This window comes from Amycolatopsis sp. NPDC059027 (genome assembly GCF_042739735.1).
Lineage (GTDB): Bacteria > Actinomycetota > Actinomycetes > Mycobacteriales > Pseudonocardiaceae > Amycolatopsis.
The window spans coordinates 96,788-108,162 of sequence record NZ_JBHYIK010000010.1; the positions used below are offsets into that span (position 1 = coordinate 96,788).

Below are 11,375 nucleotides of genomic sequence, written 5' to 3' on the forward strand. Positions count from 1 at the left end.
CGCCCGCGCCGCCCGCCCGCGGGGGTGTGGGAGTGGCGCTCCGGCCCCCCCCCCCGGGGCGGGGTGGGGGGGGGGGGGGGGGGGGGGGCGGGGGGCCCCCCCCCCCCCCCCCCGACTCCGCGATCCGCCGGGCCCGATGCGGCTCGTTCCCGGCGGGGCCAGTTTGTTCCTGCGGTAGTGTGGGCATGCGCCCACTTTAGTGGGCACTTGCCCACTAGCAACGACGGTTCGCCGTCAGCGTAAGGAGAGAACCACCGGTGCCGACCGGGATCCACATCCGCGACGCGCGCAAGCAGCTGTTCGACGCCGCCGAACGCATCCTGGTCCGGGACGGGCCGAACGCGCTGACCAGCCGCGCGGTCACCACCGAGGCGGGGTGCGCCAAGGGTGTCCTGCACCGGCATTTCGCCGACTTCGACGACTTCCTCGCCGAGCTCGTCCTCGACCGCATCGCCCGGCTCGAAACCCAGGCCGGCGACCTGCTCGCGGCCGCCGGGACCCGTACCGTCGCCGACAATCTCACCGACGCGCTGACGTCCCTGTTCTCCTCGGTCGCCGTGGCGATCATCAGCCTCATCACCTTCCGGGACGAGCTGCGTGCCCGGCTGCGCCGGGACAAGCCGGCCGGGATCCCGCTCCTGACCGAGGCCGCGGCCATGCTCGTCGCCTACCTCACCGCGGAGCGCGAACTCGGCCGCATCGCGGCGGGCGCCGACGTCGACACGCTCGCGCCGATGCTGCTCGGGTCCGGCCATCTGCTGTTCGCCGACCGGACCGGTGTTCCACCGGAAGCCGAAGCCGTCCACAAGGTGGTGACGTCGGCTATCGCCGGCGTCGTATGAGCGCCAGCCCGTCCGCGCGGGTCTGGAGGTAGCGCTGCTCGGGGAGACTGGTGGTCAGCCGCGCCGCCCTCCGATACCCCGCTTCGGCGGCCTCGCGATCGCCCGCCTGTTCCAGCAGGTGGGCCCGGACGGCGTGCAGCCGGTGATGCCGCGACATCCGGTCGTCGGCGTCGAGGGGTTCGAGGAGCGCGAGTCCGGCTCGCGGGCCACGCACCATGGCGACGGCGACGGCGTGGTTCAGCGTGACCATCGGATTGGGATCGAGCCGTTCGAGCAGCTGGTAGAGACCGACGATCTGCGTCCAGTCGGTGTCCTCGGCACGCGCGGCCTCCGCGTGCACGGCGGCGATGGCCGCCTGGAGCTGATACGGGCCGATCCTGGCGTTGGCCAGCGTCCGGGTGATCAGCGTGATGCCCTCGCCGAGGCACTCCCGGTCCCACTTTTCGCGGTCCTGTTCGGCGAGCGGGACGAGACTGCCGTCCGGCCCGGTGCGTGCCGGGCGGCGCGCGTCGGTGAGGAGCAGGAGCGCGAGCAACCCGGCGACTTCGCCGTCGTCGGGCAGCAACGCGTGCACGATGCGGGTGAGCCGAATCGCCTCCCTGGTCAGCTCGGTGCGTTGCAGGTCAGGACCGGAAGACGCGGTGTAGCCCTCGTTGAAAATCAGGTAGAGAACGTGCAGAACGCTGAGCAGCCGATCGGCGCGCTCGGCCTCGGGCGGCGGGTCGAACCGGGCACCGGCAGCCTTGATGCGCTGCTTGGCGCGCGTGATGCGCTGGGCCATGGTCGCTTCGGGAACCAGGAAGGCGTGGGCGATCTCCGCCGTGGTCAGGCCGCCGACCGCGCGCAGGGTGAGCGCGATCTGCGACGGCGGGGTCAGGCTGGGATGGCAGCACAGCAGGAGCAACGTCAGCGTGTCGTCCTTTTTGGACTCCACGGCGTCGGCGGGAGGGGCGACGAACGCGTCCGCCGGGACCCGCGTGGCGAGCCGATCCTCGCGCTGTCTGCTCGCGAACTCGCTTCGCAGCAGGTCCGTCATCCGACGCGAGGCGACGGTGATCAGCCAGTTCAACGGGCTGTCGGGGACACCTTCGGCCGGCCACTGCGTCGCGGCGGCGAGCAGGGCTTCCTGGACCGCGTCCTCGGCGGTCTCGAAGTTCCGGTACCGCCGCAGGAGCGCGGCGAGGACCCGCGGCGCCGAGCGGCGCAGCAGGTCCTCGACCTCGGCGTCCGTCACATCTCCTGTCCGGAGGAGGCCATGATCGGGCGGACCTCCACGGCGGCGAACCGCGCGTCCGGGAAGCGCGACGCGATCTCGGCGGCACGTTCCGGGCTCTCACAGTCCACGACGAAGTACCCCGCGAGGTGTTCCTTGGCCTCGAGATACGGCCCGTCCGTGGTCGCCGGGACACCCTCTCGCACCCGGACCGTCTTGACCTGCGACGGATCGGCCAGCGCCTCCCCGCCGACGAGCTCTCCCGACTCGACGATCTCCCGCAGCAGCTCCTCGAACTGACCGCTCATCGCGTCCCGCTCCTCGCCGGACATCGCCAGCGCCTCCGGAACCCGCAGGAAAATGGGATGTCCCCAGCTCTTCGGGTTGCTGTAGATCATGATCAGGTACTTCACCGTGCTTCCTCCCGGTAGCGCACGCCGTCGAGCATCGCCGCGAGTGACTTCGCGATGTTCCGTTTCAGGTCCACGAGCCGCCGGTCCACCACGGCGGGGTCTTGCTCAGCCATCACCCTGATCATCGTCTCGCCGGGCCCGTGCTCGAAACTGTGCCGGAGCCGCGTCCGCTCCGCATCGATGGCGGCGAGTTCGTACCGCCAGATCGACGCGGACTTCAGCGCTTCGTCCAGCACCACCCAGGCAAAGGTCTCGGCGGGCGTCGACTCGGTGACCTCACAGATCACCGAAGCCACGAAGCCACCCCCGAACCGGTTGCGACCGACGAAGCGATTGCCCACCCGAGGCGGCTTTCCCGCTCCGTACAGCCACTCGGTGTGTTCACACTCGGGGCTCCACTCGCCGTACCTCGGCACGTCGGTGACCAGCTCCCAGAGCCGTTCCACCGGCAGGTCCACCACCAGGGAGACGTCGGTACGCGCCCCCGTCACGACGTCCACTGACTGTCCCATCGCCGACCTCCTCGACGCGCCCACGGTGGGCGCTTCGCAGCGGAGGTCGGAGCGGGCCCCGGCGGCTCTACATCCTTCGGTGAGAAATTTCCGACGGATTATCCGGCGCCCCGCGCGGCCACCCAGACGGCGATCTGCGCGCGGTTGGCCAGGCCGAGTTTGGTCAGGATGTGGTCGATGTGGGCGTCCGCCGTCCGCTTCGCGATCGTGAGGGCGCTGGCGATCTGCTGGTTGGTGTGTCCTCGCGCGACGAGTTCCGCGACCTCGTACTCGCGCGGGGTGAGCCCGCCCCGATCGGCGACAGGAGCGGGCGGGGACTCGTCCAGCGCGTACCGGACGACCTCGTCGAGGAGCATCGTGCGGCCGCGGGCGTAGTTCCGTTCGAAAGCGGCGTCGCCGAGCGCCTGTTTGGTGAGCGACTCGTGCCGGTCGAGCCGGGCGGCCCAGATCGGGAATGAGCGGGCCTGGAGGTCGATGGACGCCCAGATCACGTCGGCCGCGCCGAACAACGTGCCCGCACGGTCGAACCGTTCCTCGCGAGCGGCGGTCCACGCCAGCAGATGGGTGTTCGCCGCGGCGATGAACCATGCCCCGGTCGACGCGCTGAACCGCAGCGCGAGCTTGCCGAAGCGCTCCGTCTCGGCGAGATCGTCCACTTCGAGGTGGATGTAGCCGAGCGCGCACATCGCCCAGCCCCGGAAGTAGATCTCCCCGGCGTTCTCACTACGTTCGACGCATTCGCCGAGCAGCTCCATGGCGGTCTCGACGTCACCACCGAAGCCGCGGGCGAAGCCACCGAAGCACAGTGCGTTCAGCTCGCCCTCGAAGAACCCTAGTGCGCGGTACGCGGTCAGCGCGTTGTCCAGCAGGGGAATGGCGGGCGTGCAGTAGTCGGCGAGGAAGAGTCCGACCCCGCCGCTGAACGCCACCTCGGCGGCCAGCGCGTCGTCCCCGGCTTGCGTGGCCATTTCGTTCGCCGCGGTGAGCTGCCGGGTCGCGGGCTCCGCCTCACCACGGACCGCGGCGAGGAATCCGTCGATCCACACGCCGACGCGGTATTCGCGTTCGTCAGGCGAAAGGACTTCGAGCGCCCGCTCGACGAACCGGCGCGTCTCGTTCATGTACCCGAACACCGTCCAATATGGACGGATGTGGTCGAGCATGCGGACCGCGACCGCGGCTTCGCCGGGGGTGTCGACGCAGAACCCGAGTGCGACCCAGATGTTGGCGAGTTCCCTCGGCAGCCGTTCCAGCCAGGCGAGCTGCCCCGTGCCGAGCCATTCCGCGCCGAACCGCTCGGTCACCCCGCGATACCAGTCGCGATGCCGGCGAGCCACCGGCTCCACGTCCTCGCCCAGCCGCTCGTGCCCGTACTCGCGCAGCGTCTCCAGCATCCGGTACCGCACTCCGCTGCCGTGGTCCTCGCGGATCAGCACCGATTTGTCCAGCAGCCCATCGATCAGGTCCAGGACCTCGGCCTCCTCGACGCCGTCCCCGGCGCACACGTACTCGGCCGCGTCGAGTTCGAACGAGCCGGAGAACACCGAGCTGCGGGCCCACACCAGACGTTCGGCCTCGGTGCACAGGTCGTGACTCCAGTCGATGGTCGCCCGCAGCGTCTGCTGCCGACGCGGCGCGTCCTGGGCGCCGGTGGTCAGCAACGACAGCCGCCGGTCCAGCCGTTCGACGATCTGCGCCGGGGTCAGCGAGCGCAGCCGGGCGGCGGCGAGTTCGATCGCCAGCGGGAGGCCGTCCAGTCGCCGGGTCAACGCCACGACGTCGGCGCGGTTCTCCTCGGTCACCTCGAACGACGGCGACACCGTCCGCGCGCGATCCGCCAGCAGCCGGACCGATTCGCACGCCGTCAGCTCCGCCAGCGACGCGGTGTCCTCTGCTTCGGGCAGCATCAGCGGCGGGACCGGGAGGATCCGTTCGCCCTCGACGCCGAGCGACTGCCTGCTGGTGGTCAGGATCGCGACCCCGGGACACGCGGCCAGCACCGCGGACACGAGGTCCGCACAGGCGTCCAGCAGGTGTTCACAGTTGTCCAGCACCAGCAACAGCACGCGCCGCCGGAGGTGATCGACGACCAGGTCCGGCGCCGGGCGCCCGGACAGCGCCCGCAGCCCCAGCGCGTCGGCCACCGCTGTCGGCACCAGGGCCGGATCGCGCAGCCGGGCCAGTTCCACCAGTACAGCGCCGTCGGCGAACCGAGTCCGCGCCTCGCTCAGGACACGCATCGCGAGCCGCGTCTTCCCGACGCCGCCCGAGCCGGTCAACGTCACCAGCCGATGCCGTTCGAGCAGCCGCCGTGTCTCGGCCAGCTCGATGACCCGGCCGACGTAACTCGTCGGCTCGGCGGCATGGGCGCTCATCGGCTGAGGCTGATCTTTCCGGCGTTCATCGCGGTCATGCTAATGCGAACCGGCACGTTTCTTCCGGATTCTTTTCGAAGAATTCAACCAGGAAAAACGCGAATCGAATTCACGGCAGAGAAGAGTGCTCGAATCACTCAGCCGAGTTCGCCGAAACGCCGCACGAACGCCGTGAGCAGACGGCCGAAAACGATCCGGTCCTCCTCGGACCACTCGGCCATCACCTCGGCGAACACCCCTCGCCGGAACTCGTGCAGCTCATCGAGTTCGGCGCGCCCGGCGTCGGTGAGGACGAGCACCGTGCGACGCCCGTCCCGTTGGTCGGCTTCCCGCCGCAGCAGCCCGCGTTCGACCGCGCGGGCCACCAGCCTGCTCGCGCGCGGCTGATCGACGCCGAGCGCGGCACCCAGTGCGGTCACCGTGCCGGACTCGCCGCGTTCGGAGAACTCTTCGACGACGTCGAGGAGTTCGATCACCGGATCATGCGCACCGCGGCCACGCGTGCGGGCGATCCCGCTCAGCGAACGCCGCTGCTGACTCCGCCGGATCGCGATCATCGCGCGCTCGACCTCGGCCACCGCGTCCGTCATCCTCGCGCCCTCTTCCACCGCTCCATCTTCTCCAAAGCGTGCCCTCAGGGAATATCGCCATCCACCACGACGTCGAGTATCCTAGTAGTTGAACTTTCAAATACTGGAGGTCGTGATGACCACACCGGTGCTGTACCTGAGCCACGGCGCCCCGCCGCTCGCGGACGACGCCACCTGGACCCGCCAGCTCGCGAACTGGTCGGCCGAGCTGACCCGGCCTCGCGCGATCCTGGTCGTGTCCGCGCACTGGGAGGAGGCCCCGCTGACCATCGGCGCCACCACCACGGTGCCGCTCGTCTACGACTTCTGGGGCTTCCCCGACCGCTACTACCAGGTGAAATACGCGTCGCCGGGCGCCCCAGAACTCGCCGCGAAGGTGCGCAAGCTGCTGCACTCGGCCCAGACGCCGGTGCACGAGGCGCCGGATCGCGGGCTCGACCACGGCGCGTATGTCCCGCTGGTGGAGATGTACCCGGACGCGGACATCCCGGTCCTGCAGATCTCGATGCCGTCGCTGGACCCGCGGGAGCTGTTCGACCTCGGCCGCAAGCTCGCGCCGCTGCGCGACGAGGGCGTGCTGATCATCGGCAGCGGATTCTTCACCCACAACCTGAGCGCGATGAGCCGGACCGCGGGCGTCGACGGCACCCCGCCCGCGTGGTCGAGCGACTTCGACCAGTGGGGCGCGGAAGTCCTGCGGGCGGGCGACATCGACGCGCTGCTGGACTTCCAGCACAAGGCCCCTGCCGCCGAGATCGCGCACCCGAAGATCGAGCACTTCGCCCCGCTGTTCGTCACCCTCGGCGCGAGCAGCGACGAGGGCAAGGGCCGGACCGTCATCGACGGCTTCTGGCACGGCCTGGCGAAGCGTTCACTGCAGTTCGCCTGACACGACGAAAGCGGGCCCAGGAGCTGGATGCTCCTGGGCCCGCCCATTCAGGGAGTCAGCCGGTGGCTAACTCACTTGCCCATCGTGTGGAACTTGCCGGTCAGCTTCGCGAGCAGGTCGCGGAACATCGACAGCGGCGAGGAGTCGGCCGTGGCCAGCGCCGGGGTCTCCGTCTTCGGGGTGAACTGCGCGTTCGCCAGGCTGGGCAGCTTGGCGGTGTGCAGCTCGGGCGCGCCCGGCAGGGCCGGGGTCGCGGGCAGAGCCGGGGCCGCCGGAACGGCCGGGGCCGAGGGCAGGCCCGGGGCCTCGTCGGCACGCTGCGCCGGGGTCGGCAGCTTCGGCGTGACGCCGCCGCCGAGGTGACCCAGGTTGCCCAGCTTGCTGCCCACGTTGCCCAGGCCCGTCAGCTGGTTCTGGATCGACTCCAGACCGGCCAGCTGCACCGGCGTGGTCTTCACCGGCGAGTCCGCACGCTCCGCGGCGGGCATCGTCTGGGCCGCACCCGGCAGGCCCGGCAGCCCGGTGGCGGGCAGCGCGGGCAGGGTGGTGGCGCTCAGCTCGGAGCCCTTCGGCAGGTCGAGCGGCAGCGAGGAGTCCTCGCCGTTGATCGACGTGACGTCCTTGGTGTCCGAGTCCGCGTTCGCCAGCACCGGCACCTCGAGGGCGTCGGCCGGGACGATCAGGACCAGCGGGTGGTGCAGGTTGACACCGGACAGGCTGCTCGAGTCACCGTCGGTGACGGCGTCGCCGCCGACCTGGCCGATGGTCTGGTTGTCGGCCTGCGCCTTCGACACGGAACCGACCGCGGCCACGGCGTCGCCGAAGGCCTTCGGGTCCGCGGCGGCCGGGATGTCCAGGATGTCGCCGGACAGCGAGCCCTCGACGCCCGAGGTGGACAGGTTCCCACCGGAGGTGCTGTTGGTGGTGTCGGTACCGGTGCCGTGGGCGATGCCGCCCGCGCCGGAGACCGCGTCGTTGGCGGCCGGGACGACCGGCAGCGCCTCGGCGCCGATGATGTTCCCGGAGGCCGCGCCACCGTCACCGTTGGTTGCCGAGTCGCCACCGGCGGCCGACATGACGTCGTTGGTGCTGACACCACGGCCGATCCCCGCGGCACCGACGCCGTGCCCGGCGACCGGCACGGATCCGCCGATCGGGCCCTGCACGATGTTGCCGGCGAGCGCGCCGTCCTTGCCGTCCGCGGTGGCCTTGCCGCCGGCCTTGGAGTCGGTCAGGTTGTCGCTGGCGCCGGTGCCGATGCCCGCGAGAGCACCGCCGATGCCGTGCACCTGCGTGGGCTCCGAGACCGGCACGTGGACCAGGTTGCCCGCGCCGGCGCCCTTGTCACCGGTCGCGTGGACGTCGCCGCCCGCGTTCGAGGTGGTGTCGCCGCTGGCCTTGCCGTGGCCCTGGCCGATGAAGGTGCCGCCGACGCCGAACGCCTGGACCGGCAGGGAAACCGGCGTGGTGGCGAGGTTCGAGCTGAGGAAGCCGTTGTCGTCGTTGGTGTTCCCACCGCCGCCGCCGGAAACGGTCTTGGTCTCCTGCGCGGTGCCGGAGCCCTGGCCGATGAACGAGCCGCCGGTGCCGAGCACCTCGGTCGGAACCGCCGTCGGCACCTGGACGATGTTGCCCGACCCGGAGGAGTCGTTGCCGGTGGTGCCGTCGTACGCGCCCGCCGTGACGTTCTTCGTCTCGGTGGCCGAGGCGGTGCCCTGCCCGATGAACGAGCCGCCGACGCCGTAGACCTCGGGGGCCAGCGCGTCCTGCGTGTTGACCACGTTGCCGGTCAGCGTCGAGTTGTCACCGGTGGTGTGGCTGCCGTTGCCGGCGTTCGCGGTGACGTCGTTGACGCACCCGGCGGCGTTGGCGTTACCGATGTGCGAGCCACCGATGCAGGTGACCTCGACCGGCGCGGCCAGCGCCGGGTCGACGACGTTCGCCGAACCCGCGGCGCCGTCGCCGGTGCTCTGCACGAAGCCGCCGGCGTCGACGTTGCTGCCGGTGGTGTTGCCGCTGGCCTGGCGCTCCATGGCCCCCGGCTTGCCGGTAGCCGCGTTGCCGATCCAGGTCGCCGCCACGTTGCTGACGTTCGCGACGTCCGCGGTCTGCGGCGCGAGCACGGTGCCGTCCGCGAAGGAGTTCTGCCCGGTCGTCTGGACGTAGGCCGGGGTGTCCTTGAAGCCGGGGGTCTTGTCCCCGGCCTTGGCGTCCGCGGTGGAGTTCGAGTTCGCGTGGGCGTTGGAGCCCCACGCGCTCGCCGCGTTGTCGTTGAACTTCACCGGCAGCGCGACCGGCACGGCGCCGACGTTGCCGCTGGCCGCGCCTTCGTCGCCCGCAGTCTTGATCCAGCCACCGGAGGTGGCGGAGGTGTCGGCGTTGTAGCCCTCGCTGTGCGCGTTGCCGAGGATCCAGGACGCGGCGTTGCCGGTCACCTGGACCGGAGTCGCCAGCTGCCCGCCGACCACGTTGCCCGACGCGCTGGCGTCGTTGCCGTTGGTGGTGGTGTTGCCGGTCTCGGTCGCGCTCTGGCTGGCCGAGCCACCGTTGACGCGGCCACTGCCGCCGGCGAGCCCGACGCCGTTGCCCGCGAGCTGGACGGGGGCCGCCCAGTCGAGGTTGACGACGTTCCCGGCGAGGCCGGAGCCCTCACCGGTGGTGTCGACGTCCTGGTTGTGGGTCCAGGTCTGCTGGTGGTTGCCACCCTCGACCTTCGCGTCACCGAGGACGGCGACCGCGTTGTCGACGATCTGGATCGGGACGACGACGTCGCCGACGACCTTGTTGTGCTTGAGGGTGCTGTCGGTCGGGGTGAAGGCACCCGCGCCGTCCGCCTTCGTCGCACCGCCGAGAGTGCTCTGGCTGACCGGGCTGCTGCCCTTGTCGAGCATCTGTGCGCCGCCCTTGAGCGGCTCGGTGACCGGCTTGGTGCTCAGCTCGGTGTTCATCGCCGGAACGTCGGCCTGCCCGAAGGGCGTGCCGATCGCGTTGTTGGCGGTCTGGACCGGAACGGTGACGTTCAGGTCGAGCGGCGAGGCAGGGGTGTCGGGGCTGACAGGGTTCTCGTCAGCCGAGGCGATGCCGGTGCCCAGCATCAACAACCCACCCGTGACCAACGCGGTCTGGAGTCCGCGCTTTGCCCAGGTCTGCATGGGGTTTTTCTCCTTATATTTCGGGTTCCCTTGCGGGCTTGTGGGGTGCGGCTCATCGCGAGAAGAAGACGCACCGATAGGGGAAAGAAGGTGCGAGCGCGCATCAGCGGCCGCGGCGTATGCGGGACTGAAGGAGCGGACGCGTCACCGGCACATCAGAAGGTGGCGGCGAAGGGCGCGTCGGCTGCCCCGCGGTGAAGGTGAATCAGTCGGGAGTGACGCCGGGCTGGTGGCCCGGGGAGAGCGGCGTGTGCCGCAGGCCGGAGCGGGTGGCACCCGCGACGGCGTTGTCGACGGCGGCGGCGACCCAGGAGGGAACGCCGAAGGTCATGCCGTCGAGGTGACCACCGGGGGCGGAACCGCCACCGGGGGCTGTGGGGATGGACGGCGGCGCGAGCGGAAGCTGCACCGGCGACAACGGAGCCGACGGCAGATCGCGGTGCCCGTTACGGGAGGACCGCTCGGTGCCGGAGCCGTCGAGATCGGAAACGTTCTGCGCGGCGCCCGGCATCGCGTTGGCGGCCTGGAGCGCGGCGGGAAGCTGGACCGTGGCGGGCTCGACCGGACCGGAAACCTGGCCGGGAGCGCCGCCGGTGGCAGCAGTGGCGGGGGTGACCGGCTCGACCGGGGAAACCGGGAGCCCGGGCAGCGTGGGCACGAAGTCGTGGTGGGCGTTCGGGTCGAGCAGCTGCCAGACCTTGCGGCCGAAGTCGTCCGCGCCGGGCGCGGGGGTGAAGGTGTCGCCGAGGACCTGGCGGGTGTCCTCCGGCTTGCGGGCGATGTGCTCGAACGCGCCGAGCGTGCGCTCCGCCGGGGCCACGACCGCGTCGCTCGCGAGGCCGGACACGGCGCCGGTGACGCGGTCGGAGGTCTTCTGCTCGATCGAACGGTGCGTGCCGTGCTGCCGCAGCGAGCCGGTGGCCGTGTCCACCGCGCAGGCGGTGTGCGAGCCGCCGGGCTCGCCCGCGGTCCGCGGCATGGACCAGGTGGTGGCGTCCTGCTGGCAGGAGAGGTCGGCGACGGCGCCGGTCGCGGCACCCGCGACCTGACCGGCGAAGCGGGACGCGCCGCCGGTCGCGTCGTTGAGACCGGCGGTGGTGGCGTCGGTGACCGGGGTGACGCTGGCGGTGCCCGTCTGCACGGCGTCGGCCGTGGAAGAGGCGGAAGCGGCGGCACCAGAGACGAGCCACGCGGCGGCGGTGCCCGCCACGGCGCCACCCACGACGAACAGCGCACGCGACGCGAGACGGCCGAAGCGCTTCGCGCCCCGCCCCTCGTTCGCCGCTGCGTTCGCCACGCGTGCTTCTCCTCGTCTGCCTTGCCGAATTTCGGATCTGAATGAGTGCTTCGGGGCGGAATTCGAAGTTCCACTCGCCGTTGCGGGACCGA

At 71.0% G+C, this 11,375-nt stretch carries 9 protein-coding genes; 2 read left to right on the forward strand and 7 right to left on the reverse strand.

Translation table 11 applies throughout. From position 1 onward, the window contains the following. Positions 1-257: 257 nt before the first annotated feature. A complete protein-coding gene (locus tag ACFWY9_RS09555; protein ID WP_378338609.1) occupies positions 258-842 on the forward strand; it encodes a TetR/AcrR family transcriptional regulator in 585 nt (194 codons plus the stop codon). On the opposite strand, the gene ACFWY9_RS09560 is transcribed toward ACFWY9_RS09555, so the two are convergent. The 5 genes from ACFWY9_RS09560 to ACFWY9_RS09580 all read right to left on the reverse strand — a co-directional run bounded on the left by ACFWY9_RS09560 (position 823) and on the right by ACFWY9_RS09580 (position 5,945). Then, positions 823-2,076, reverse strand: coding sequence for an RNA polymerase sigma factor (locus tag ACFWY9_RS09560; protein ID WP_378338610.1), 1,254 nt, complete (start codon positions 2,074-2,076; stop codon positions 823-825). The two genes, ACFWY9_RS09555 and ACFWY9_RS09560, sit on opposite strands and share 20 nt — an antisense overlap. Beyond that, positions 2,073-2,468: a YciI family protein gene (locus ACFWY9_RS09565; RefSeq protein WP_378338611.1), complete on the reverse strand. Its 396-nt coding sequence runs from the start codon at positions 2,466-2,468 to the stop codon at positions 2,073-2,075. Before ACFWY9_RS09565 ends, ACFWY9_RS09560 begins: the two co-directional genes overlap by 4 nt. Further along, entirely contained in the window at positions 2,465-2,980 is a 516-nt protein-coding gene (locus tag ACFWY9_RS09570; RefSeq protein ID WP_378326569.1) for an SRPBCC family protein, read from the reverse strand. The genes ACFWY9_RS09565 and ACFWY9_RS09570 overlap by 4 nt, the downstream gene beginning before the upstream one ends. A 98-nt stretch (positions 2,981-3,078) precedes the next feature. Beyond that, positions 3,079-5,355: an ATP-binding protein gene (locus ACFWY9_RS09575; RefSeq protein WP_378338612.1), complete on the reverse strand. Its 2,277-nt coding sequence runs from the start codon at positions 5,353-5,355 to the stop codon at positions 3,079-3,081. Between the two features lie 137 nt (positions 5,356-5,492). Continuing rightward, positions 5,493-5,945, reverse strand: coding sequence for a MarR family winged helix-turn-helix transcriptional regulator (locus ACFWY9_RS09580; protein ID WP_378338613.1), 453 nt, complete (start codon positions 5,943-5,945; stop codon positions 5,493-5,495). A 115-nt stretch (positions 5,946-6,060) separates the two neighbouring features. Here ACFWY9_RS09580 and ACFWY9_RS09585 point away from each other — a divergent pair, with 115 nt between their 5' ends. Next, positions 6,061-6,834: a dioxygenase gene (locus ACFWY9_RS09585; RefSeq protein ID WP_378338614.1), complete on the forward strand. Its 774-nt coding sequence runs from the start codon at positions 6,061-6,063 to the stop codon at positions 6,832-6,834. A gap of 71 nt (positions 6,835-6,905) precedes the next feature. On the opposite strand, the gene ACFWY9_RS09590 is transcribed toward ACFWY9_RS09585, so the two are convergent. Both ACFWY9_RS09590 and ACFWY9_RS09595 read right to left on the reverse strand, forming a co-directional pair. Beyond that, the gene (locus ACFWY9_RS09590) at positions 6,906-9,986 is read right to left on the reverse strand and encodes a beta strand repeat-containing protein (protein WP_378338615.1); all 3,081 of its coding nucleotides are present in this window, start codon (positions 9,984-9,986) and stop codon (positions 6,906-6,908) included. A gap of 205 nt (positions 9,987-10,191) precedes the next feature. Beyond that, positions 10,192-11,283 carry a hypothetical protein gene (locus ACFWY9_RS09595; protein WP_378338616.1) on the reverse strand — a complete coding sequence of 364 codons (1,092 nt, stop codon included), beginning with the start codon at positions 11,281-11,283 and terminating at the stop codon, positions 10,192-10,194. Between the last annotated feature and the right edge of the window lie 92 nt (positions 11,284-11,375).

Bases quoted from the DNA above. Each gene is read 5' to 3' on its own strand.
- ACFWY9_RS09570 (WP_378326569.1), bottom strand. From the start codon at position 2,980: ATGGGACAGTCAGTGGACGTCGTGACGGGGGCGCGTACCGACGTCTCC.
- ACFWY9_RS09575 (WP_378338612.1), bottom strand. From the start codon at position 5,355: ATGAGCGCCCATGCCGCCGAGCCGACGAGTTACGTCGGCCGGGTCATC.
- ACFWY9_RS09580 (WP_378338613.1), bottom strand. From the start codon at position 5,945: ATGACGGACGCGGTGGCCGAGGTCGAGCGCGCGATGATCGCGATCCGG.
- ACFWY9_RS09585 (WP_378338614.1), top strand. From the start codon at position 6,061: ATGACCACACCGGTGCTGTACCTGAGCCACGGCGCCCCGCCGCTCGCG.
- ACFWY9_RS09590 (WP_378338615.1), bottom strand. From the start codon at position 9,986: ATGCAGACCTGGGCAAAGCGCGGACTCCAGACCGCGTTGGTCACGGGT.